Genomic DNA, 24,769 nt, shown 5'->3' on the forward strand with positions numbered 1-24,769 from the left:
TCGAAAACGGCCTCCATTGTTTGCAGAACGCCTGCCGCCACATGCCATGATTAAAACCCTTTATACTGGGGCTCTTCAAACTCCAGCACCTGGAGGCGCTTTTCCATCCCATCGATCACGCGATCAAGCCGCTGCAGGTTTTGCCCATAGACCTGCTTGGCATCGACATTCTCCTCGATGGCGGCAAAGCTCTCCAGCGTGGAACGAGCCCCTTTCAAGCTGGCCAGCGTCTGTTTGACCTGTCCGCTTACCGTCAAGGGATCACCTCCATATAAGGAAGACCGGATCGCACGATCCGGCCCGAACGCTCGTATACCGTTCTTCTCACAGAAGAACCGCCCGGGCTAAAAACCCTTGTATTGAGGTTCTTCCTTTTCGATTTCCTTCACTCGCGGCTCCAGGGAACTAACAATCTGTTGCGCCTGCTGCGACGCAGTGGTATAAATGTTCTTGGCGTTCTGGTCCTGCGTTTGAAGGGCAAACTGCTCCAGGCTGCCGACGGCGCTCTTCAGGCCGGCGACGGTCTGTTTGAGTTGCTGTGATACGGTCATAACCCATTCCTCCCCGGTTGAAAAGTGGTTCTCTTTCCCCAGGTAGAATGAGTTGATTGTCCAGAAAATATGTGCCACAGCGGCTTCTCGAAAGCGAATTTTTTGTTCGCCCGCTTGGCTCATGATGCGCCGGTCGCTGCCGGCGTGGACGACCATCCGGCGCCGATCGACCGATGCAAAAGACCGTTGACCTCGCCTTATCGTTCCGGCGGGTCATCATCGCCACCGCCGGATCGGCAGATGGCGCCGACAGGGCAGCAATCGACACAGATCCCGCAACCGGGGCAGAGTTCCTCCTCAATGGTAAAGGCCCGCCCTTTTCCCGGCGAATCCAGGGCGTCCCAGGAGCAGATATCGAGGCAAAAGCCACAGCGGATGCAGTTCTTTTCGATACGGTAAAATTGGGAGACCTTGTTTCCCATGACATCTTTCCTCATTTCGTATAAAAATGTATCTTGACGTTACTTGGCACGGTTGGTACAATCAGGGTGTAGAACGTTGTCGAATAACGTCGAAACAAAAGGAGTCAAATGACATGAAGTCAACTGGAATTGTACGCAAGGTAGACGAGCTGGGACGTGTAGTGATTCCGATTGAACTGCGCCGGACAATGGGTATCGACGAAAAAGATCCCCTTGAAATCTACGTTGATGCCGAAAAAATCATCCTGAAAAAGTATGAACCGGCCTGCATCTTCTGCGGAAGCGCCATCGACGTGCAGAACTTCCGCAACAAAATCGTCTGCAAGGAATGCGCCGTCTCGATGGCTCAAAACGCCGCCGGCTGAACCTGATTCGACCAACCGAACCGTTCTCCCCACACCGGAGAGCGGTTCGGTTTTTTTGTTGCTCTTTATTTACTCTATCATTCCAGGTTCGCTGTTACAACCGGGTGAATCGAACAGGGGAACCCATCTGGGATGCTCCGATTGCGTCCATGCAAAAAGCCCCCGGCATTACCGGAGGCGTCACGATCAGTGATCGGGAAAAGCCTGTTGAATCTTCAAAAACTCATCCAGATGCTTCACCACCAGATCGACCAGATAGGGGTCAAAATGGTGACCGCGCTCCTGCTGAAACAGGCCCAGAATGTCCTCGATCGGCCAGGCGGCGCGATAGACACGATCATTGTTCAGGGCGTCGAAGACATCGGCCACGGCGGTGATCCGCGAATAGATGTGGATTTTCTCGCCCCGCAGGCCGTAAGGATAGCCGCCGCCGTTGTACTTTTCATGGTGTTCCAGAGCGATCTGGGCCGCCGTGCGCAGGATGCGCCGGTTGGAGTGTTGGAGCATCTCGTGACCGGCAATGGTGTGCTTTTTCATCTGCTCATACTCGTTCGCTGTCAACGGGCCCGGTTTGTTCAAGATGGCGTCTTCAATGGCGATCTTGCCCACGTCATGCATGGGCGACGCCATCCGCAGCAGTTCCGTCTCCTCTCGGGTAAGGCCATAGAGCTTGCCCAACAGGCGGGAATATTCGGAGACACGCTTCACATGGCAGCCCGTCTCTTTTGACCGCGCTTCGACGACACCGCCGAGGGTGAAGATGATCTCCCGCTGAGTCGATTCGATCTCCTCATTGAGGCTGATGTTGTCAAAGGCGATGCCTACGTTGGAGCAGAACAGTTCCACCCAGTTGCGGTCCCAATCGCTCCAGCCGTTGAACCCTTCCAGATAGACCAAATTTTCAGAACCGTTTTGGCTGTGAAAATACCCTACATAGCGATTGCCCAAGGCCAGGCTCTGACCGGCGCGCATGGCCCGTTCCAGATCCTCCCGGATGGACGGGCTGACGGCGGAGCGGATGGGACGGTTGACCATGGGCGAGTAGTCGCCTGTCGCCGCCAGGATGTAAAAATCGCGCTCGTTCTTGGTGGCGGCGAAGCCGGACATCTGGCAGTAGATGGCGTTGCGGTTCAAACGCAGGAGTGACGTTAACTGGGTGAGCACGCCCGAGGCGAACATGCGCATCGACTGCATGCGAAAGATGTTCGCCGACGATTGGATGATCTGTTCAAGGCCCCGGCGGTTGAGGTCAATGGTCCGGATGTCCCGGTAGGCCCGCAGCGCCACATAGACCGTGGAAAACAGCTTCTGGGCCGTCAACTCCGTCTTCGACACATAGCAGTTGATGTCATAGTCGACGATCACCCGCTCCTCTGGCGCATACCCAGGCTGGCCCGTGCGCAGCACGATGCGCACATGGCTGTTGTTCAACCCCTCCCGGATATGCTGGACCAGATGCAACCCGGCGTCATCCGATTCCATGACCACATCCAGCAAGACGACGGCCATGTCCGGGTGATCGCAGAGCCATCGTTTGGCTTCCGCCGCCGAATAGGCGCTAAAAAACTCCAGCGGCTTATCATCAAAGCGCATCCCCGCCAGGACGACGCGGGTCACCTTGTGCACCTCGGCATCGTCGTCAACGATCAGCACCTTCCAGGTCTCGCTATCCCCCTGCCCTGGGGCATCGTCATGTTCATCGACGAAAAACAACAAATCATCGTCATTCGGATGGTTCGAATCGTGCACTGTCAAATCACCTCATTTCTGTGGAAAATCGATCGTAAAACGTGTGCCCGAGCCGGCGTCCGCCCCGGCGTCCACGATGCTCTCACAGCGAATCTTCCCCCGCAGGCGCTGCGTCACCAGGTTATAGACAATATTCAGCCCCAGGCCGGTGCCGCCCTGGGCGCGGTTGGTCGTAAAGAAGGGGTCAAAAATGCGCTGCAGGTGCTCCGGCGGGATCCCCCGCCCGTCATCGCTATAGACGAGACGCACCCGGTCGCCCACAAGCTGCAGATCGATGCGGATCGTTCCATGGCCGCATTCGCCAAAACCGTGGATCAGCGAATTCATGATCAGGTTGGTGATCACCTGAGAAAAATCGCCGGGATAGCTGTCCACTTCCAGATCGTCAGGACAGTTCAGTTCGATCCGGTAGGCTTTGTTCTTCAACTTGGGCTGCAAGCTCATCAGGATTTCTCCGATGTATTCTTTCAGGTTGAACCGCCGCCGCGTCTCCCGCGACTGGTCGACAGCCACCTGTTTGAACCCGTGAATCAGCGTTGACGCCCGTTCCAGATTCTTAAGGATGATGTCGGACGCCTCCTCGCTCAGGAGGAGGTACCTGTGCAGTTCCGATTTTTTCAGCTGGTTCTCTCGAAATTGCGCCGATAGTTCCCGCGTCTTTCGGTGCAGGTGGGAGGCGGCCGTGACGCCAATGCCAACGGGCGTGTTGATCTCGTGGGCCACGCCGGCCACCAGTTTGCCCAGGGCCGCCATCTTGGCGGACTCGATCAACTGCTCCTGGGCCTGTTCCAGCTCGTCCATGGCGCCTTTTAGATCCAGATTGGCCACTTCCAACTGGCGGGTTCGCTCCTCGACGCGCCGTTCCAATTGTTCATACATCTCCAAGAGTTCCGCTTCGGCGATCTTGCGCCGCACAATGTTGACGGCGAGGGCGGCGATCACCAGCAGCAGCCCCCCGAAGAGCAGCAACGTCTTCCACACAATATCCTTGTTGTTCTCATAAAAGGTTGACGGTTTGTTGACAACCGTGCTCCCTTCCGGGAGATCGGCCTGATTCAAATGCAGTTCCTGCAGTTGTTGGTAGTCAAAGACGAGCCGGTTGGGACCCTCCATCACCACCGGAATATCGGCTGGCTTTTCCCCCTGCAGGATCCGGAGGGCCAACTGGGCCGCCGCCTCTCCCTGGCTAAAGCCGCTCGTCAACATGCCGCCGACGATCCCGTTGCCGAGATAAAAGTCCCAAATCCCATAAACAGGCTGTTTGCTGAACTCTTTGACGACACGGATATACTGGTCGTTCGAGTAGGTGGCCCCCGACTTGTCCCGATAATAGGCGATCAGCAGAAACACCATCGTGTCCGCGTCCAAATTTTCCAGTTTAGCGCGCAGTTCGCCCAAATCCCACTCATCGAAGATCTCATACTGAATCGTATCGCCGAAGGGCGCCATCGCTTCTCGAAGCACCTTCACCTGCGACTTGCCGGTAAAGGTCTGGTCATTGAGAAACAGCACCTTCTTCAGTCCCGGTTGGAGCTTGCGCGCGATTTCCACGTTGCGCCTGATGTCATTGACTTCAACGACGCCGGTGACCCGCTGCCGGTTGAATTTGTCCTCCTGGTAGTAATTGACGCCGCAAAACACGACAGGCGCCTCGGGGAAGAGGCGCTGCTGGTATCTCTGCAAGAAATTCATGGCGTCATCATCGGAGGCGATGATCAGGTCGAAGTGCTCCTGGCCGTACTTTTCCTGCAGGTAGCGGTACATGTGCTCGTCGTAGTCGTTGCTGTTATACCGCTTCGTGTCCATGTATTCCGTATATAATTCCAGGTTGAGTTCCAATTCCAGCGGCTGCAGCACCGACTCAATCCCGCGGACCACATCTTCAGTCCAGACAAATCCTTTATGATATGAATTTAAGATCAGCACATGCTTGCGCGGCGTCGCATCCCTATGACTGGCGAAAGACGGCGATAACAGGGCCGGTTCTGGCATGGTTGGTAGAAAAGACGCCCCATCGACAGGCGCCGCTGCCATCGCCAACAACTGCGCCGCCATCAGCAACAAGGCAAGGGATAGCGTCCACCTGTTGCGTGCAAACACCTTTGCCTGCTGGAACGGCTGTGCCGGCTGACTGTGATGACGCCGACACATCCGGCCCCACCCCTTTGCAACAAAGAAATTAATTCTAAAAAATCCGTATTTTTGAACCAAGTTATTTGTTATATTAATCACAACTTGACATTCGAATCACTTCGACAGGGCCATCTCGAATTCCTGCCTTTATGAAGTGCAAAAGCGCATATGTGATCTGCTACAGGCTTCCACCGTGGGATGTTGATATAATAATGATGAGCGGCGCCATTTCGCTCTCGCTTTTCCGCCGCGTTGCCTCTTGATTGCCTTTTCGGCTGGGCAACGCCGCGACGATTGCATTTATAAAAGGTTTTTATTTATGCCGTAGAAACGAGGGGTGTCCATGATGAAGAACCGGCGGCCCGATCGGCCCCATTTGCTGCTGTCCATGCGCTATGCCGCCCAGGAAGAGGCCGAGCGCCTCTTTGCCGCCTTTCTGGCCGTTCGCGACGCCTTTCCCCGCCTTCCCTTTGGCGTCGAAGTCAACATCAACCACAACCCGCTTGTGAATCTACAAGCTGTTCTCGATGGCGCCGAAGGCCTGATCGCGATGGCGACATCGGCAGGTGTTCCTTATTCCCTGCACCTGCCCAGCCTCCATAACCTGGACGACAGACAGACGATCGGGCTGAATGCCTGGTTGAAGGGAAAAAAACCTCTTTATTGTGTCATCCACGGCGGCGATTACGCCTTCGACGGCCAACCGCCCCTCGACAGCGGCGACTTCCTTCGCATCATCGACGATTGCCGGCGAAAGCGGGCGCTCCTCACCCATGCGAGCAACCTCTATCTGGAGACGCTGCCCTGGGTGCGCCTTGAAAAGAAAAAAGGCGTCGTCACCGGACGCACCTTCCCGATCACCTGTGTGGGCATCTTTCAGCGGGATCTTTCGGCCCTGGCAGAGGACCTCAATTGCCATGTCCTGGTCGATGTGGAGCACCTCTACCAGTCATTGCGAGGACTCCGGCTCTTTCCCAGCCAGACAAGCGAGCGCCTGAGACCGGCTGACAGGGATGAACAGGCCTGCCTGGAACGTTACGGCGCCTTCGTCCGCGACGGTCGCATGGTGCTCGCACCCACGGCGGATCACCGCATCCGTGAGCAACTGGCCCGGCTGGCGACAGACCGCTACCACTTCACCGGCAGCTACCGCATCCTCGCCGGCGGTCGGAACGCCGCCCACCGGGAGATCCAAAACAACCGCTACGCCCGGACGCTCCTCCGGCACATCCTGGCGCAAGGCCCCGCCTCCATCACCACCGAGGCCTGTATGGACGAACTGCCGCGCTATTCCCCGGAGGTGCAGATCCGCTCGCTGCGCGCCCTGGCCGCCATCGTCGATGCATGGCTGTTCCCCGCTCCGCCCTCACCGGCAAGGGACGCCCCGTTGTAGTAGCCAGCGCGTATCCCGGGCAACCCTTACAACCATTCCCCCGCCAGGGCGCCCGTAGGCGCGCCCCCATCAACGGCTTTGACGCCGTTGACAAAGACATAGCGCATCCCCTCGGCCAGGATCGCCGGCTCCTGGCGCGTGGCGCAATCTTCCACTGCATCCAGGGAAAAGATCAGCAGATCGGCTTTGTTTCCGGCGACCAACCGTCCTCGCTCGGTATACCCGAACCGCCTTGCCGGCAGGTCGCTCATCTTGGCCACCGCCGTTTCCAGCGACAAGGCCTGCTTGTCCCGCACATAGCGCGCCAACACCCGCGAAAAGTTGCCATAGGCCCGGGGGTGGTTGGCGCGCCCGTTTTCGTAGAGGCCGCTGTCGCTGGCGATGAACAGGCGCGGATGGGCAAGTCCTTGCAGGATATTATCCTCTGCGATGGACACCCGGTCTGTGCCGAAGTCCCAGGAGGAAAAGTCATAGACATACATATCGCCCCAGACATCGACCCCTTCGGCAACCGCCGCGTCGAGGGATTCCAGGATGCGAGGGTACTTGTCCCAGTTCGCCGCAAAGAGCGCCTTCACATGGCTGTACTGAAGGGCCACGCCGGTGCGACGGGCCACCGCCAGCACCTCTTCGAGGGCTTCCAAGACCCGCTTGCCCTCAGAACGGAGGTGCACCGTCAACAGCTTGCCGCGGCGAGCCAGCACCTGGGCGTACTGTTCCAACTCATCGACGCTTACCGCCGACTGGGGCGCATACTCCAAGGCGATGGACAACCCAGGCGCGCCCTCATCAAGCCCCTCTTCCAGCCGGCCGATCATCCCTTCCATCTCGACCGCCGTCGCCGGTCGGTTGGCGTCATCGCCCAAGGCTTGCCGGCGGAGGTTTCGGTAACCCACCAACTGAGCGTAGTTGACGCCCAAGGAACCGAGGCGGTGGCGAAATGCGGCGATGCTGTCCACCGAATCACCGCAATTGCCGCCCACCTGGGCGGTGACGCCCTGCAACAGGCGAACCTCCGCCTGGGGGTTTGTGCCCAAGTACACCTCATTATGGGTATGTATGTCGATAAAGCCGGGGGTGACATAGGCTCCTTGCGCGTCGATGACCTGGCATTCGGGCGGCGGCAAATAGCTTTTCCCGGCTGAGAAAAAACGCCCGCCATCCCGGTGTTGCCCACCGCCGGCGGGCAGCACCGCCGCGATCCGCCCCTTTTCCACCGCCACCGCCCCGGCAAAGGCCGGGACGCCTGTCCCATCGACGATCAGCCCGTTGACGATCAGTGTTTCCCAGGCGACCGGCTGCCCGGCCCTGCCGCTCCCGTCGCCGCCAGGGCTTGTCCCCTTAGCGTCGTTGTTTTCGGCTTCCGCCGGCAACAGCCCCAGACCGATTTCCCTGACGCCACAGCCGCTGGCGACGCCGCCGGCCAAGGCAACGCCGGCAACGGTGATAAATTGTCTTCGGCTTATCCCCCTCATCGACCCCTGCCCCCTCGCTTCATCCGCTCATTCCGTTACCTCCAGCATAGCAAATCGCGCGGCCCCTTCCCAGAGCAATCTTCACATTGCTGGAAAGGGGCCGCGCGTATTTTGTCTATATCGAATCGTAATCGAGGTTTAACTGGATCAAATATGCGTCAAACATGTCGGAACTCTTTGTCTTTTTTATTTACAAAAATAGAATAATTTAGATTTTCAACTTTATGAAAAACAAATCCGTCCGTACCGTAAATCATTGTACTTTACAACAACAGTTGATATGATAGTGCTAGCGTCATAGCCATAAATCAGTTAAGGAGGGTTTGAAAATGGTTCGGAATTTTAAAAGTCTTCAAACAAAATTCGTCTCCATATCTGTGCTTGTGGTTATGTTCACATTAGTGGGTGTCGGCGGAATCGTGAGTTATAAAACGACTGAGCAAGCAAGAGAAGATTACTTTACTCATTCAACTGAACAGATGAAGCTTGTCGCCCAATCCATAAAAATGTTTTACAGTCAAATCGATAAAGACATTAATATGATGGCGAAAGATCCAGTAGTAATGAAAGCCGATAATAGCATTACTACATATAAAAATAATCTGCAAAATAATCCGATAACTCCTTCGAAAAATGGAGGAATCGAGCAGCAGATTTTTGAGGTATTTAAACACTATGCAGATGCTCACCATGGAACTTTGTACGTTTATTTGGGTACTAAAAATAGTGGCTATATTCAGTGGCCAGAATCTTCCGGCTTTGTTAATTATGATCCTCTAAAAAGAGAATGGTATAAGGCAGGCTTACAAGGAAACGGAGCGATCGTCCGTACGGCGCCTTACATAGATATAGTCACTAATTCACTAATCGTCAGCAATGTACGCTCTTTTACTGATGAAAAGGGAGAAATCATCGGTGTCGTTGCCATTGATGTTGATCAATCAGTCATCAGTGAGATGCTTTATCAAATGAAGACAGGAGAGACTGGCTTCTCCATGCTGATTCACAATACAGGATTTATCATGGCTGACGGGAATAATCCAGACAACAACTCAAAAAAGTTGGTAGATGTTGGTATTGAAGGGTTAGATAAGTTATTAATAAAACAAGCACAATCTTTTTCGCTTCTGATAGACGGGAAAAAGTACATCGTTAATCCCTATACGGTTGAAGGGACAGATTGGATTCTGGCTTCTTTTATCCAAGAAGATGAACTCACAGCAGGTGCCAGAAAAATCATCTCTTTTATTACTATTATCTCTCTTATTGCGCTAGTGTTTACGAGTGTAATCTTTTTTATTAGTACAAGACGGATTGTTACACCCATCATCAAAGCGGCACATTATTTAGAAGTCATCGCAAAAGGTGATTTTTCTCAAGAAATTGATGAAAAGTACCTGTCTAGAAAAGATGAGGTAGGCGTAATAATCAATGGCATTAGTCACATGAAAAGTTCATTAAAACAATTAGTTCATCGTATAAGAAATGAGTCTTTCAACATTCAAAATGAAGTAGAATCGGTTTTGAATAACGCAAATGTCTTAAGCAGCAACTTAGAGGACATCTCTGCAACGACTGAAGAATTAGCCGCAGGGATGGAGGAAACGGCTGCTTCTTCTGAAGAGATGACATCCACCTCGCAAGAAATTGAAAGAGCTGTTCGGTCTATCTCAGAGAAGTCACAGGAGGGCGCTTATACCGCTAGGGAGAACCGTGAAAAAGCAGAAGAGACAAAAAGAGATGTAAAAGCGGCTCAGATGAAAGCGGCTGAAATATTCTTTAACACGAAAGAGCAATTGAAAAACGCTATTGAAGAATCGAAGGTTGTGGGACAGATTGATGTCTTATCCGAATCGATTATGCATATCACTCAGCAAACTAATTTACTCGCATTAAATGCGGCCATCGAAGCTGCAAGAGCTGGAGAGGCAGGAAAGGGATTTTCTGTTGTTGCCAATGAAATCAGAAAGCTTGCGGAGCAATCAAAAAATGCGGTACTTAAAATTCAAGATATCACTTCTAAAGTTACCGGTTCTGTAAATTATCTTTCAAATAGCGCCAACGACTTATTAACTTTTGTGTCTACGGAGGTCGTGAATGACTATAGTCGAATGCTCAATATAACAGAACAATATAGTGATGATTCAAAAAAAATGGATGACCTTGTCAATGAATTCAACACTACATCAGAAGAACTGCTTGCCTCCATTCAGGGAGTTTTAATATCAATTGATGGAGTAGCTAGAGCAGCTGATGAAGGCGCCCATGGAACGACTGATATTGCACAGCGCGTCAGTGTTGCAGGCAATAAATCAGTTGAAGTCATGAAACAAGCGAATAAAACAACAGAAATCACACGTAAATTGCTAGAGGAAGTGGCGAAGTTTAAATTGTAATAGGCTTCGCCGATGATCTCCATTTAGGGCTCCATGATCGGATGCGTATGTAAAGAAGCCTTCCTCGAGGGGGTCCAGTCGCCCCGGTATACCTATTTCTTTGCCCTTCGCCAGTTGACTTGATCCCGATCCGCGATTTCTTAAATCGAACATCCTTCCTGTTCCCGTAGAAACTGGATAAGCTGTTCTTGCGGCATTTGTAACACCCTTTCCCCCCCCATCCGATTCTGCACACATCGAAGGTATGGGGGGTGATGGGATGTTGCAAGTGCCCTTTTTATTCCGGCACCCCGGCGCTCCACTTTTCGCTTGCCCTTTCATGCATTTTTATAATGCCAAAAACAACCGAATGGTTCATTTTGGAATTAATTAGATGAAGAGCCAAATCACTGTCACGGAAGCAACGCCCTTTCCGCCTTTAGCGCTCGCTTCGTCTCATACATCTCCATATCGGCCCGCTTGATCAATTCATCGGGAGAAAGCCCCTCAAGGGGGTCGTAACAGGCAAAGCCATGGCTGAAATTGATCGCATAAGGCATCAAGCCGATGCGGTTGATGCTCCGCCGGCTCTCTTCCACACGCTCCCAAATCTTTTGCGCCCGAGCCAAGTCGCAGTCGGGAAGGATCAGCAAAAACTCGTCACCGCCCAACCGGCAAATCACATCACTGTCCCGCAAGGATTTTTGCAGCAGGTCAGCTACCGTCTTAATCAGCCGGTCTCCCTCGTCGTGACCGAAGGTGTCATTGATCCGCTTTAAGTCGTTCACGTCGACAAAACAGACCGTCAATTCTTTCCGACACCGCTTGGCTTCCTCCATGTGCTTTTGCAGAAACTGCATCCCGCTGCGGCGATTGAAGAGTCCCGTCAACTCATCGATGGTGGCGAAAACGCGCAGCGTCTCCTCCGCTTTGCGGCGGCGGCGGATGTTGATCTGCAAGGTGCCGATGATATAGAGAAGAAAGGCAAAGAGGACAGAGGCGCCAAAGACGATGGATTGGTTTTTCTCATAAAATGATTCCGGCTTATTCACAATGACACTCCCGGCGGGAAGCCGGGCGGCATCGATCTGCCAGCGTTGAAGCTGGCGATGATCGAACATATACCGGTTGGGGCTTTCCCGGATGACCGGCACCCCTTCCAGTCGTTCACCATTCAAGGCGCGCAAGGCCAACTTCGCCGCCGTTTCGCCCTGGGTATAGCCGCTCGTCACCATGCCGCCGACAATACCATGTCCCAGGTAAAAATCCCAGCAACCGTACACAGGCGCTGACGACGCCCGGGCGATCAATTCGGCGCTTTCCTCATAGGAAAAAACGCTATGGGACTTGTCCTGATTGAAGGTCACTAACAGAACCAGGCTGTCTGAAGAGAGATGGGCCACTTTTTCTTGGACCTCGGCCATGTTCACATCGCCGATAAACTCAAAGTGAACCCGCTCGCCAAAGTCCGGAAGGATCGCTTCCAACTGGCGCCGGTTGGCAATGCCCGTATCGCTCCAGTCGTTCACGATGACGATCCGCTCTGTGCGTGGATGTAACCGCAAGGCCATTTCGATGGTCTGTTGAAAATCCACTTTCTCGACCACACCGGTCATGTTCACCTGCCCCGCCAAGTCGGCCGGTTCAAAGCCATTGACGCCGCAAAACACGACCGGCGTATCGGCAAAAAGTTGCTTTCGGTAGGTGAGCGCAAAATGATAGGCTACATCGTCGGCGACGATGACGGCGTCAAAATGCTTGTTTTTGTACTTCTCGATGAAGAGGGGAACCGTCTTGTGCATGTACTCGGGGCTGATGTTCCGCTTTGCGTCCATATAGTCCAGGTACAGGGTATAGCGATCGGTGTCGTTAAAAACGGCGCGGATACCGGCTTCCATGTTGGCTGTCCAATCCATGCCGCTGTCGTAGGACTGGAGCAGCAGGATCTGCTTTTTATCTGTATAGGACTGGTTGATGATGACACTGCCCGCCGGCAAGCGAACCGGGTCGATGCCGAATCGCCTCAATTGTGTATCATCGAACATGTAGCGGTTGACGCCTTCACGGACCACCGGGATATCGGACGGCTTTTCACCTTGCAAGACCCGGAGCGCCAGCTTGGCCGCCGCTTCTCCCTGGGAAAAGCCGCCCGTCAACATGCCGCCGACGATACCGTGGCCAAGAGAAAAATCCCAGGCGCCAAAAAGCGGAACACGGCTTTTTTCCGCTATCATGGACACGCTCTCGTCATACGCGAAAAAGCGACCAGCTGCGTCCTGGTTGAAAATCAAAAACAACACCAGGCTGTCGTCGGGAAGAGACTGTACCGTCTGCAAGAGTTCCGGCATGGTCTTATCCTGCAAGGCCTCAAAGCGGATTCGATCATTGAAGAAGGGGATCGTTTCCTCCATCTTCTTTTCGATCGCGCGACCGGTGGTGGACCGGTCGTTGATCCAGTAGATTTGCTTCGTTTGCGGGCGCAACCGCAGGGCCGTTTCAATCGTCGCCTTTAGGTCATAATCCTCCACGACGCCAGTAAAAAGGCCGCAGTCGGTCAGACAGCGGTCATCGAGGTAATTGACACCGCAGAAGACGACAGGCACACCGGGAAACAGCGCCTGCACATGCTTCTGCATGAACGTAAAGGCGTTGTCATCGGCGCAGAGGACCAGGTCAACCGGCCTCTGGCGAAACTTTTGGCGGTATACCTCAAACAGTTTGTCCTGATATTCCGGGTCGGTGACCCTCTGGGTGTCCATCTCCTCCACATGCAGGTCAATGTTGCCATTTCCAGGCCGCAACAAGACAGAGCGGACGCCGTCGATGATATCGTCAGACCAACGGTATCCGGCGTGGTAGGAGTTCAAGAGGAGGACATTGCGTTTGGGGGTCTCGCTCGCGGCATAGGCGGTGTCGGGAGCGAGGGGGTTATCCCCAAGGGGAAACAGCCTGGGGGGCGATGGCGGGAACGGCGTTGGGCATAACGCAGGGAGCAGTGTAATCAGCACTGTCATGAAGACCACAAGGAGTGCCGTCAAGACCTGGGATGCAGCGATGCCAGAGGCGCGAAACTTGGTGTCTTTTCCCATATGCCGATGCCCTCGCTTTGTGCCTTTCCGAACAGATGGTTTGAGTTCATTATACCATGGGGGTTCGTATTCAATGGCGATGCTTTGTGTCTGTTTTCTCAAATTCTTTTCATCATAGCTAGAAGACGTGAGAGATAAAAAAAGAACGAAGCACCATGCACTTCGTTCTGTACGTATAAAGACTGTTTCTCAAAAACTACCGCAAATTCGTCGTCCCCATTAAAAACTTATCCACTTCCCGCGCTGCCTGGCGGCCTTCGCTGATGGCCCAGACGACGAGGGACTGGCCGCGGCGCATGTCGCCGGCGGAGAAGACGCCGGAAACGCTGGTGGCGAACTTGCCGAAGTCGGCTTTGACGTTGGAACGGGGGTCGCGCTCGACGCCCAGTTGGGTGAGCAGTTGGTCTTCGGGGCCGAGGAAGCCCATGGCCAGGAGGACCAGTTGGGCCGGCCAGACTTTTTCGGTGCCGGCGACCTCTTTCGGGCTCATGCGGCCCTGCTCGTCTTTGACCCATTCGATCTGGACGGTGTGGACTTCTTTGACGTGGCCCTTTTCATCGCCGACGATTTTTTTCGTCGAGATGAGGTAGTGGCGGGGATCGGCGCCGGCGATGGCGGCCGCCTCTTCCTGGCCGTAGTCGATCTTCAGCACCCGGGGGAATTGGGGCCAGGGGTTGTTGGCAGCCCGCTCGACGGGGGGCTGGGGCATGATCTCCATCTGGTAGACGGAGTTGCACTTGTGACGGAGGGAGGTGCCGACACAGTCGGTGCCCGTGTCGCCGCCGCCGATGACGATGACATCCTTGCCTTCGGCGCTGATGAAGTTGCCGTCGCTCAGGTTGGAGTCGAGGAGACTCTTCGTGTTGGCGCCCAGGAACTCCATGGCGAAGTGAACGCCTTTGAGGTTGCGGCCTTCGACGGGAAGGTCGCGGGGCTTGGTGGAACCGCCGCAGAGGACGATGGCGTCAAACTCTTCCTTCAGCTTGTCGGCGGGATAGTCCTTGCCGACTTCGCAGTTGGTGACGAAGGTGATGCCCGAAGCGGCCATCAGGTCCACGCGGCGCTGGACGACAGACTTGTCAAGCTTCATGTTCGGGATGCCGTACATGAGCAAGCCGCCGATGCGGTCAGCCCGTTCGAAGACGGTGACGCTGTGGCCGGCTTTGTTCAACTGGTCAGCAGTCGCCAGACCCGAGGGGCCCGAGCCGATGACCGCCACTTTTTTGCCGGTCCGCTTGGCCGGTTCCGTGGGGACTTCCCAACCTTCCTCGAAGGCCTTGTCGATGATGTGGCACTCAATGTTTTTGATCGTCACCGGGGAGGTGGCGAGGCCGGCGGTGCAGGCGCCCTCACAGGGGGAGGGGCAGACGCGGCCGGTGAACTCGGGGAAGTTGCTCGTCTTTTTCAGGCGCAGCCAAGCTTCCTTCCAGAGGCCCCGGTAGACGAGGTCGTTCCATTCGGGGGTGAGGTTGTGCAAGGGGCAGCCAGAGACCATGCCGCCGATCATCATGCCGCTGTGGCAGAAGGGGACGCCGCAATCCATGCAGCGGGCGCCCTGGGTGCGCAGGTCTTCTTCGCTCATATGATAGTGAAACTCGCCCCAGTCCTTGACCCGCTCAAGGGGTTCCCGGTCAGCGGGAAGCTGGCGCTGGTATTCTAAAAAGCCGGTTGGTTTGCCCATGGCCGTTCCTCCTACTTCTCTTTCTTGTCCTGTACTCTTGTCGACGCCGGCCAGGCGCCGGGTTCGGCCCGGTTCACGTATGGTACTGGATTCGCGTTAATCCCGATGTCCTTCCAGAGCGCACTCGGGAAGTTACTCGCCATGCTGAACCTGGGCTCGACCCCGACGCTGCGCCGTGACTCCCTTAGTTCCCGCCGACGCGAGACTTGGCTTGCTTGTTCTCTTCAAAGGCGGCCATAATGGCTTCTTCACCGCTGAGTCCCGCCTGGGTGGCCCGCTCGATGGCGGCCAGCATCCGCTTGTAGTCTTTCGGGATGACCCGGACGAACTTGGACAGGGTGGCTTCCCAGTTGGCGAGGACCTTTTGACCGAGTTCGCTGCCCGTGTACTGGACATGGCGCTCGATCATGCCCTTGACCTCGGCGATCTCGGCGGCGTTCTCCAGTTTTTCCAGCGAAACCATTTCCATGTTGCACTGGCCGGCGAAGGTTCCCTCTTCGTCGAGAATGTAGGCGATGCCGCCGGACATGCCGGCAGCGAAGTTGCGGCCGGTCTCGCCGAGGACGACGACACGTCCGCCGGTCATGTATTCACAGCCGTGATCGCCCACGCCTTCTACGACGGCGGTGGCGCCGGAGTTGCGGACGCAGAAGCGTTCGCCGGCGACGCCGCGGATGTAGGCCTCACCGCCTGTGGCGCCGTAGAGGTTGACGTTGCCGGTGATGATGTTTTCTTCGGGGACGAAGGAGGAGACGGCCGGCGGGAAGACGACGAGTTTGCCGCCCGAGAGGCCTTTGCCGAAGTAGTCGTTGGCATCGCCCTCGAGGATCATCGTCATGCCCTTCGGCACGAAAGCGCCGAAGCTCTGGCCGGCAGAGCCGGTGAAGCGAAGGGTGATCGTGTCTTCCGGCAACCCTTCGGCGCCGTAGCGGCGAGTGACCTCGCTGCCGAGGATGGTGCCGACGACACGGTCCGTGTTTTGAATCTTGAAGGAGGCTTCCACAGCTTCCGCCCGTTCGACGGCGCGGCGGCACATGGGGACCAGTTCGCGCATGTCGAGGGAGCGGTCCAGGCCGTGATCCTGACGGATGCGGCAGTAGCGACCCACTTCTTCAGGCATGTCGGGCTGGAAGAGGAGGGCGGAGAGGTCGAGGCCGCTGGCTTTCCAGTGGTCGACGGCGTCGCCCGCTTCAAGGACATCGGTGCGGCCGACCATCTCGTCGATGGTGCGGAAACCGAGTTCGGCCATGACTTCGCGCATCTCTTCGGCGATGAAGCGCATGAAGTTGACCACATGGGCCGGGTCGCCGGCAAACTTTTTGCGCAGTTCAGGGTTCTGGGTGGCGACGCCGACAGGGCAGGTATCCAGGTTGCAGACGCGCATCATGACGCAGCCGAGGACGACGAGGGGCGCTGTGGCAAAGCCGTATTCTTCGGCGCCGAGCAGGGCGGCCATGACGACGTCGCGGCCGGTCATCAGCTTGCCATCCGTCTCGACGACGATGCGATCGCGCAGTTTATTGAGCACCAGGGTCTGGTGGGTTTCCGCCAGGCCCAGCTCCCAGGGCAGGCCGGCATGGCGGATGGAGGTCCGGGGCGAAGCGCCGGTGCCGCCGTCATAGCCGGAGATGAGCACCACGTCGGCGCGGCCCTTGGCGACGCCGGCGGCGATGGTGCCGACGCCGACTTCGGAGACGAGCTTGACGTTGATGCGCGCCCGGGGGTTGGCGTTTTTCAGGTCATGGATCAGTTCGGCCAGGTCTTCGATGGAGTAGATGTCATGGTGGGGCGGCGGCGAGATGAGGCCGACGCCAGCGGTGGTGCCGCGGCACTTGGCGACCCAGGGATAGACCTTGCCGCCGGGGAGCTGGCCGCCTTCGCCAGGCTTGGCGCCTTGGGCCATCTTGATCTGGATCTCATCGGCGTTGACCAGGTAGTGGCTGGAGACGCCGAAACGGCCGGAAGCGACCTGTTTGATGGCGCTGCGCTTGGAGTCGCCGTTGGGCATCTTGACGAAGCGGGCCGGATCCTCGCCGCCTTCGCCGGTGTTGCTCTTGCCGCCGATGCGGTTCATGGCGATGGCCATCGCTTCATGGGCCTCCTGGCTGATGGAGCCGAAGGACATGGCGCCTGTCTTGAAGCGGCGGCAGATGGATTCAACCGATTCCACCTCATCGAGGGGAATGGGGTTTTTCTTCTTGAACTTGAGCAGGCCCCGCAGGGTGCGCGCCTTTTGGGTCTCCACGTTCAGCGCCGATGTGTAGCGCTTGAAGAGCTTGTAGTCGCCCTTGCGGCAGGCTTCCTGGAGGGTGGTGATCGTCTCGGGGTTGAACATGTGCTCTTCCCCGTCGGTGCGCCACTGGTGACCGGAGCCGGTGTCCAAGGTGGCGTCGCGGCCGGGCTGGTCGTTGAAGGCGCGCCAGTGCCGCATTTCCGCTTCCTTGGCGATCTCGGCGAGGCGGATGCCGCCGATGCGCGACGGCGTGCCGGTGAAGTACTTCTCGATCACCTCGGAGGCGATGCCGACGCTCTCGAAGATCTGGGCGCCGCGGTAGCTCTGGATCGTCGAGATGCCCATCTTGGAGAGGACCTTGACGACGCCTTTCGTGGCGCTCTTGATGTAGTTCTTGACGGCGTCCTTATGGCTGAGGCCGGGCAGCATGCCCTGGCGGATCATGTCGTCGAGACTTTCAAAGGCCATGTAGGGGTTGATGGCCCCGACGCCATAGCCGAGGAGCAGGGCGAAGTGATGGACTTCCCGCGGTTCGCCCGATTCGAGGAGCATGCCCACCTTCAGGCGGGTGCCTTTGCGGATCAGGTGGTGGTGCAGGCAGGAGACGGCGAGCAGGGCGGGGATGGGGGCCTTCTCGGCGTCGATGCCGCGGTCAGAGAGGATGATCAGCGAATAGCCGTCAGCGATGGCCTTGTCGGCCGCCTGGCAGAGATCAGCCAGGGCCGCTTCGAGGCCGGCGCCGTTTTCTTTGACGTTGAAGAGGATCGGCAGGGTGATGGTCTTGAAGCCGTCCCGGTCGACGCTGCGGAGCTTGGCCAATTCCTCGTTGCTGAGGATGGGCGACTTGAGACGGATCTGGCGGCAGGAGTCGGGCTCCGGCTTCAGGAGGTTTTTCTCCGGTCCCAAGGTGGTGCCCGAGCCGGTGATCAGTTCTTCCCGGATGGCGTCGATGGGCGGGTTGGTAACCTGGGCGAAGAGTTGTTTGAAGTAATTGTAGAGCAACTGCGGTTTATCCGAGAGGACAGCCAGGGGCATGTCATGGCCCATGGCGCCGATGGGATCGACGCCGTTTTTGCCCATCGGTTCGAGGGTCTTCGTCAGGTCTTCATAGGTGTAGCCGAAGGCCTGCTGGCGTTGGACGACCGTCTCATGGTCGGCTTCCGGAACGGCGGGGGCATCGGCCAGGTCTTCCAGGCTGGACAGGTGCTCGTCGAGCCACTGGCGGTAGGGGTTAGCGGCGGCCATGCCCTCTTTGAGTTCTTCGTCGGTGACGATGCGGCCCTGTTCCGTATCGACGAGGAGCATGCGGCCCGGATGCAGGCGCTCCTTGACGAGAACGTTTTCCGGGGCCACTTCCAAGACGCCCACTTCGGAGGCCATGATGATCATGTCATCCTTGGTAACGTAGTAGCGGGCAGGGCGCAGGCCGTTGCGGTCGAGGACGGCGCCGATCATGCGGCCGTCAGAGAAGACGATGGCGGCCGGGCCATCCCAGGGCTCCATCATGCAGCTGTGGTACTCGTAGAAGGCTTTCTTGGCGTCGCTCATGGACTCATGGTTGGACCAGGGTTCGGGAATCATCATCATGGCGGCGTGGGGCAGGGAACGGCCGCTCATGTGCAGGAATTCGAGGCAGTTGTCAAACATGGCCGAGTCGCTGCCGTTCGTGTCGATGACCGGCATCGTCTTAGCCAGGTCGTCGCCGAAGAGGTCGGACTGGCACATGGCCTGGCGGGCATGCATCCAGTTGACGTTGCCGCGGACCGTGTTGATCTCGCCGTTGTGGATCAGGTAGCGGTTCGGATGGGCCCGCTCCCAACTGGGGAAGGTGTTGGTGCTGAAACGGGAGTGAACCAGCGCCAGGGCCGTATCCATGGCGGGGTCTTTCAGTTCCACATAGTACTTGTCGACCTGGTCGGGCGTGAGCATGCCTTTGTAGACAATGGTGCGCGCCGACAGGCTGGCGAAGTAGAAGTATTGGCAGCCCGGTTTGCCGCCGTGGCGGATCTCTTTTTCCGCCCGTTTGCGGATGATATAGAGCTTGCGCTCAAAGGCCTGGGGATCTTGAGCCAGTTGGGCCTTGACGGCGTCAGAGGCGCCGATAAAGACCTGCCGCACGAAGGGCTCCGTCGACTTGGCTTCGTCGCCCAGGCTGCTGTTATCGGTGGGAACAGCGCGCCAGCCGAGGAAGGCCTGCCCCTCTTCCCGGACGATGCGTTCGAAGTGGGCCTCATAGGCGGCGCGCTCCGCTTCGTTCGGGCAGAGGAAGAGCATGCCCACGCCATACTCGCCGACCGGCGGCAGGGCGATGTTCAGGGCAGCGCATTCTTTGGTCATAAAGGTATGGGGGATCTGCATCAGGATGCCGGCGCCGTCGCCGCTGTTCACTTCCGCGCCCTTAGCGCCCCGGTGATCGAGGTTGATCAGGATGGACAGGGCCTGGCGGACCATCGCATTGGACTTCTTCCCTTTGATGTTGGCGACGAATCCGATGCCACAGGCATCATGCTCAAACTGCGGGTCATAGAGACCCTGCTTGGGAGGCAAGCCAATCCATTTCTTTTCTTGCAATCTCTTTCTCTCCTTTTGCACTAACTCGATTGCTGACAACAAATTCAACCCGGCACAGGGGCATAAAAAGGCCCCTCTGATCCGGGACTCCCAGCAGGACACGCTTCACGATACCGGAAAGGCTTGCCTACTGCCTGTTTGCCCGCCAGAGGGCGGTATTTTTCTGTCATAATATTATAGCAACAAATGTCGCGCTTTTGGAGATGCGATGCTGTAAATTAGCCCCATATTCGGCGAAAACCCTAAAAGAATATTGTATACTTTTCGGTAAAAAGCTAAGTTTTCCCCGCTTTTGATGCAGCAATAGGAAACATGACAGCAGTCTGGGTTTATTTAAAAAATTTGTCTTTTGTCTCCGGCGGCTCTCCGGCGCGCCAACGCGAGCAAGAGACAGGAAGGGGAATCCCATGAAACTGCTCATCGACGCCGACGCCTGCCCTCGCGAGGCGCTCCGGCTCAGCCTCGAACTGGGACGCCGCTTTCACGTCCCCGTCTGGACCGTCGCCAGCTTTAACCATGTGATCGAATCGGATCACCATGTTATCGTCGGCGGCGCCGCTCAGGAAACAGACATCAAGGTGATGAACCTGGCCGAACGGGGCGATGTGGCCGTCACCCAGGACTTCGGCCTCGCCGCCATGCTGATCGGCAAAGGCGTCCGCTGCCTCGGCCCCACAGGCCAGATCTACGACCCCGCGCGGATGGATCTGCTGCTGGAGGAGCGCGAATTGAAGGCGCGTTTTCGCCGCGGCGGCGGCCGGACGAAAGGGCCGAAAAAAAGAACCGCCGATGCCGATCGACGGTTCGCCGCGTCCTTGGAAGCGCTCCTTACTCCCCCAGCCAGCCCGGCGCCTTGATCTTTCCTTCGATGATCTCGGCGCGAATGGACTCGATCCGCTCCCGGATCGGCGCCATGCGCTCGCGGTTGAATTCGTTCTCGGCATACCCGACGGCGTCTTCCCGCAAGCCCAACAGGATGTTGCCGCCATGGATGGCGCCCTGGACGGCCATGCGGATCGATTCGAAGACGGCCACATCGACACGCTTGAGCATGCTCGTCAGGATGTAGGGCTGCATGCCTTCCGGAGCGGTCAACGATTGGTCGGCGTCAACGCCGATCATCCACCGGTTCCGGTCGCGGGCGGCTTCCATCACGCCGATGCCCGAGGCGCCGGCGGCATGGTAGATGATGTCGACACCGGCGTTGTACTGCCACTCGCTCAGTTCTTTGGCCCGTCTAGGGTTTAGGTAGGCCGAGGAATCCATCCCGATCGTGTTCGATAAAACCTTGACCTCGGGGTCTATCCGCCATGCGCCCGCCTGATACCCCGCTTCAAAGCGTTCGATGACCGGATTTTTGACGGCGCCGATGAACCCGATGCTCCCTGTCTTCGTCAACAGGGCGGCGATGGCGCCGACCAGATAGGATCCTTCCTGCTCCCGGAAGGTAACGCAGGTCACGTTTCCTTCCGGCGAAAGGCCGGGAAGATAGCCGTCGATGACGACAAAGTGCGTCTCCGGGTAGCGAGGCGCCACCAGTTGCACCGACCGGGTAAAATCATAGCTGACGGCGATCACCAGATCGACCCGGCTCTGCCCCTGCAGTTCCAAGAGCAGTTCCCGGTTATCGCCGTAGGAAGATACCTGAAAGGTCTTTGTGTCGATCCGCCGGCCGAATTCCTTGGCCGCCCGTTTCACTCCTTCCCGTGCCATATCGTTAAAACAGCAGTCCCCCGGCCCTCCCTGGTCGTAGAGCAACACCACCCGGAGGGGGGGCGCTTCCCGTGTCGCCACACTGCAGCCCACCGGCAGGAGGAGCAACAGGGTCGCCAGCAATAGCGCGGCCACGCGATAGCGGTTCGCCAAATTCGCTCACCCCTTTTCCGGCTTGATGGCGCAGCGCTGGGGCAGCCACAGCCGGTCCTGCAACAGCGATTCAAAGATGGCGGCCGGCAGCGGACGGCTGAAGTAGTATCCTTGTATCTCGTCACAGTGGTGCCGGTCGAGAAAACTCAACTGCTCCACACTTTCCACGCCTTCCGCGACGACCCGCAGATCGAGGCTCTTGACGAGGCCGATGATAGCATAGGCGATCTTGGAGTCTTTTGGGTTCACGACGATATCGTCGATGAAGGTCTTATCAATATTGACGCAATCGATGGGAAACTGCTTGAGGTAGTTGAGGGAGGAGTATCCCGTTCCGAAGTCGTCGATGCTGATGTGAACGCCAAGCGCCTTCAGGCGCCGCAACATCATCAGGGTGTCCTCTGTTTGTTCCATCAGGCTGCTTTCGGTGATCTCCAACTCGAGCCACTCCGGATCGAGTCCCGTTTCCCGCAAGATGCAGGCCAGGCGATCGGGCAGGTCCTGCTGGCGAAACTGATAGGGCGAGAGGTTGACGGCCATTCGCATCTTGGGATATCCCGCATCCTGCCAGTCTTTGTTCTGGATGCAGGCTCGTTGAAAGACCCATTCCCCCAGTGGATGGATCAAGCCAGACTCCTCGGCGATGGGAATAAAGGTCGCCGGGCCGATCTTCCCTTGCCGGGGATGTTCCCAGCGCAGCAGCGCCTCCATGCCGGCGATGCATCCCCGCCGGAGTTCCACCTTCGGCTGGTAGTACAGCTCCAGTTGGCCCTTTTCGATGGCTTGCCGCAGATCCTTTTCGAGGGATAGGCGGCGCAGGTTGCTCTCGTGCATGTCTTCCGTGTAGAACTGGATGTTGTCATGGCCCTTTTTCTTGGCATGGTACATGGCGGTGTCGGCGGCCCGCACCAGCGCCTCCTTGTCTTTTCCGTCAACGGGGTAGCGACTGACGCCGATGCTGGCGCAGATGTAAAACTCATGCCCGCGAATGTAAAAGGGCTCGCCGATCCTGTCGAGGACCTGCTGTGCCGCCTCACGAACCTCTTTGTCACAGCGGGGATGGATCAGGATGACCGTAAATTCGTCGCCGCCGATGCGGGCGATCGTGTCAGACTGGGACAGGCAGGTCGAGAGGCGTCCGGCGACCTCCTTCAGCAGCAGATCGCCGATGCTGTGACCAAAGGTGTCGTTGATGTCTTTGAACCGATCCAGGTCGATGAAGAGGATGGCGAAGGGATCCTTTCCGGCCAGCGCCAGCAGTTCCTCCAAGCGCTTGTGGAACTGCCTTCGGTTCGCCAGACCGCTCAAGGCGTCATGGTGGGCCTGGTGATGGATCGCCTGGTTGATGTCCTGCAAGTCGTTCAGGTAACTGCGCAGCCGCTTCGCCATCTGATTAAACCCTTTGGCCAGCTTGCCGATCTCGTCTTCCGAATTGGCGGGAACGCTGCGGCCGAGGCCGCTCATGTCGCCGGCGGCGACCGCCTCGACTTCCTTCAGCATCTCCTTGAGCGGGCGGGTGATCAGCGCCGACAGTTTCCATCCCGACAATAGGGCGATGACGATGGACAGAACGGCGATGACGGCGACAAACTGTCCGGCGTTTTGAGCCAGCCGATCGCCTTGCCGGTTCAGGATCGTCACCTTCTCCATGCTGTGGTCGGTCAAGACACGCAACAGGACCTCGGCGTTGTCGAGGTGAATCGCCGCTCGGCTCTGGTATTGGGCCAGCGCCCCTTGCGACTCCCCCTTCTGGAAGCGCTCGTTGGCATGATCCCATTCCAAGCGGAAGAGACTGTATTCCTGCCGCAGGCGGCGCATCCAATCCAATTCCCCCTCATCCAGGGGGATGCCGTAAAATTCCCCCAAAAGGGTATCGGTGGCCTTGAACTGTTCCGCCTGGCGAGCGCTGAGGCTGTTGTATTCAGCCTTGTTGGGCGACGCCAACAGCAGTTGGATGCTGATGGTCTGTTGTTCTTTCAGCAGGAACCGGCAACGGTTTAATTGCTGCATGGGAACGATCTGGTTCTGGGTGATCCGGTACATGATGTTGGTGATCTCCCGGCTTCCCCAGTAGCCGGCAAAGCCGACCACAGCCAGCAGCAGGGCCATGAACAGGAAAAAGGCCAGCAGTTTGTTTGCAATCTTCGTATTCTGAAGCCAACGCAACGATGGATCACCCCTCGTTCCCCTGTTGCAATCGGCCGATCCAATCATTAGGAAGCCATTACAGCAGCGTGCTTATGCATGAATATTCTATTGTTATAATGTTTTTCCTGTAAATATTTTCTTTTGTCTTAAAAAAATTTGGCCTGTCCCTGGCCAAGGCCGCGGCCCCCTGGGGCGAGCCGAAAAAAAGATAGACACCCGGGCGGGCGTCTATCGCAGGATCCCTTTTTCATGGTTGAGCAGCCACTCTTTGCGCCACAGGCCGCCGCCGTAACCGGTCAGGCTGCCGTCGCTGCCGATGACGCGGTGACAGGGGACGATGATGCTCAGGGGGTTGTTGTGGTTGGCGCCGCCAACGGCCCGGACCGCCCTGGGATTGCCAATGGTTTCGGCGATCTGCCGGTAGGAACGGGTCTCGCCAAAGGGGATGGCGGCCAGGGCTTGCCACACGCGCTGCTGGAATGCCGTGCCCCGGGGCGCCATGGTCAGGGAAAAGGTCTGACGAGCGCCTTGAAAGTACTCGTCCAACTGCCGGAGGCAGTCCACCAGGCAGGCGGGCGGATCGGGTCTTGCCTGACGGGCGTCGTTCCCCCTGTCCTCGACGAAGCAGATGGACTCGATCCCCTGATCCGTCCCCCCGATCTCGATGAGGCCGATCGCCGACTGGTATTCGATTTGGCACACTTCCGGCATCCTCCTC

At 57.1% G+C, this 24,769-nt stretch carries 16 protein-coding genes; 4 read left to right on the forward strand and 12 right to left on the reverse strand.

The window, feature by feature from the left end:
* Nucleotides 1-50: 50 nt before the first annotated feature.
* From GTO89_RS09190 to GTO89_RS09200, 3 genes are all read right to left on the reverse strand, one after another.
* Nucleotides 51-257: a DUF1657 domain-containing protein gene (locus tag GTO89_RS09190; protein WP_161261773.1), complete on the reverse strand. Its 207-nt coding sequence runs from the start codon at nt 255-257 to the stop codon at nt 51-53.
* Between the two features lie 87 nt (nt 258-344).
* A complete protein-coding gene (locus GTO89_RS09195) occupies nt 345-551 on the reverse strand; it encodes a DUF1657 domain-containing protein (protein WP_161261774.1) in 207 nt (68 codons plus the stop codon).
* Between the two features lie 197 nt (nt 552-748).
* Nucleotides 749-973, reverse strand: coding sequence for a 4Fe-4S dicluster domain-containing protein (locus GTO89_RS09200; RefSeq protein WP_161261775.1), 225 nt, complete (start codon nt 971-973; stop codon nt 749-751).
* A gap of 113 nt (nt 974-1,086) precedes the next feature.
* Here GTO89_RS09200 and GTO89_RS09205 point away from each other — a divergent pair, with 113 nt between their 5' ends.
* A complete protein-coding gene (locus GTO89_RS09205) occupies nt 1,087-1,338 on the forward strand; it encodes an AbrB/MazE/SpoVT family DNA-binding domain-containing protein (RefSeq protein ID WP_012282061.1) in 252 nt (83 codons plus the stop codon).
* Between the two features lie 186 nt (nt 1,339-1,524).
* Here GTO89_RS09205 and GTO89_RS09210 read toward each other — a convergent pair whose 3' ends face one another.
* Complete coding sequence (locus tag GTO89_RS09210; RefSeq protein WP_161261776.1) at nt 1,525-3,087, reverse strand: DUF3369 domain-containing protein; 1,563 nt, start codon at nt 3,085-3,087, stop codon at nt 1,525-1,527.
* A gap of 12 nt (nt 3,088-3,099) precedes the next feature.
* Nucleotides 3,100-5,238 carry a sensor histidine kinase gene (locus tag GTO89_RS09215; protein ID WP_161261777.1) on the reverse strand — a complete coding sequence of 713 codons (2,139 nt, stop codon included), beginning with the start codon at nt 5,236-5,238 and terminating at the stop codon, nt 3,100-3,102.
* 328 nt (nt 5,239-5,566) lie between these two features.
* Here GTO89_RS09215 and GTO89_RS09220 point away from each other — a divergent pair, with 328 nt between their 5' ends.
* The gene (locus GTO89_RS09220) at nt 5,567-6,613 is read left to right on the forward strand and encodes a hypothetical protein (protein ID WP_161261778.1); all 1,047 of its coding nucleotides are present in this window, start codon (nt 5,567-5,569) and stop codon (nt 6,611-6,613) included.
* 26 nt (nt 6,614-6,639) lie between these two features.
* On the opposite strand, the gene GTO89_RS09225 is transcribed toward GTO89_RS09220, so the two are convergent.
* Complete coding sequence (locus GTO89_RS09225; protein ID WP_161261779.1) at nt 6,640-8,088, reverse strand: N-acyl-D-amino-acid deacylase family protein; 1,449 nt, start codon at nt 8,086-8,088, stop codon at nt 6,640-6,642.
* A gap of 329 nt (nt 8,089-8,417) precedes the next feature.
* Here GTO89_RS09225 and GTO89_RS09230 point away from each other — a divergent pair, with 329 nt between their 5' ends.
* Nucleotides 8,418-10,484, forward strand: a complete 2,067-nt coding sequence (locus GTO89_RS09230; RefSeq protein WP_161261780.1) for a methyl-accepting chemotaxis protein — start codon at nt 8,418-8,420, stop codon at nt 10,482-10,484.
* 392 nt (nt 10,485-10,876) lie between these two features.
* On the opposite strand, the gene GTO89_RS09235 is transcribed toward GTO89_RS09230, so the two are convergent.
* The 3 genes from GTO89_RS09235 to gltB all read right to left on the reverse strand — a co-directional run bounded on the left by GTO89_RS09235 (nt 10,877) and on the right by gltB (nt 20,037).
* Nucleotides 10,877-13,552, reverse strand: coding sequence for an ABC transporter substrate binding protein (locus GTO89_RS09235; protein ID WP_161261781.1), 2,676 nt, complete (start codon nt 13,550-13,552; stop codon nt 10,877-10,879).
* Between the two features lie 196 nt (nt 13,553-13,748).
* The gene (locus GTO89_RS09240) at nt 13,749-15,233 is read right to left on the reverse strand and encodes a glutamate synthase subunit beta (RefSeq protein WP_161261782.1); all 1,485 of its coding nucleotides are present in this window, start codon (nt 15,231-15,233) and stop codon (nt 13,749-13,751) included.
* Between the two features lie 184 nt (nt 15,234-15,417).
* Nucleotides 15,418-20,037 (reverse strand): glutamate synthase large subunit, encoded by a 4,620-nt coding sequence (gene gltB, locus GTO89_RS09245; RefSeq protein ID WP_161261783.1) that lies wholly within the window; start codon nt 20,035-20,037, stop codon nt 15,418-15,420.
* A gap of 407 nt (nt 20,038-20,444) precedes the next feature.
* On the opposite strand from gltB, the gene GTO89_RS09250 reads away from it, so the two are divergent.
* Entirely contained in the window at nt 20,445-20,894 is a 450-nt protein-coding gene (locus GTO89_RS09250) for a YaiI/YqxD family protein (protein ID WP_161261784.1), read from the forward strand.
* Here GTO89_RS09250 and GTO89_RS09255 read toward each other — a convergent pair.
* From GTO89_RS09255 to GTO89_RS09265, 3 genes are all read right to left on the reverse strand, one after another.
* Nucleotides 20,866-21,903, reverse strand: coding sequence for a BMP family lipoprotein (locus GTO89_RS09255; protein ID WP_161261785.1), 1,038 nt, complete (start codon nt 21,901-21,903; stop codon nt 20,866-20,868). The genes GTO89_RS09250 and GTO89_RS09255 overlap by 29 nt on opposite strands.
* Before the next feature lie 6 nt (nt 21,904-21,909).
* Nucleotides 21,910-24,069, reverse strand: coding sequence for an EAL domain-containing protein (locus GTO89_RS09260; protein WP_161261786.1), 2,160 nt, complete (start codon nt 24,067-24,069; stop codon nt 21,910-21,912).
* A 210-nt stretch (nt 24,070-24,279) separates the two neighbouring features.
* A complete protein-coding gene (locus GTO89_RS09265; protein ID WP_161261787.1) occupies nt 24,280-24,762 on the reverse strand; it encodes a methylated-DNA--[protein]-cysteine S-methyltransferase in 483 nt (160 codons plus the stop codon).
* Nucleotides 24,763-24,769: the final 7 nt, after the last annotated feature.

It is taken from the genome of Heliomicrobium gestii (assembly GCF_009877435.1).
Taxonomy (GTDB): domain Bacteria; phylum Bacillota; class Desulfitobacteriia; order Heliobacteriales; family Heliobacteriaceae; genus Heliomicrobium; species Heliomicrobium gestii.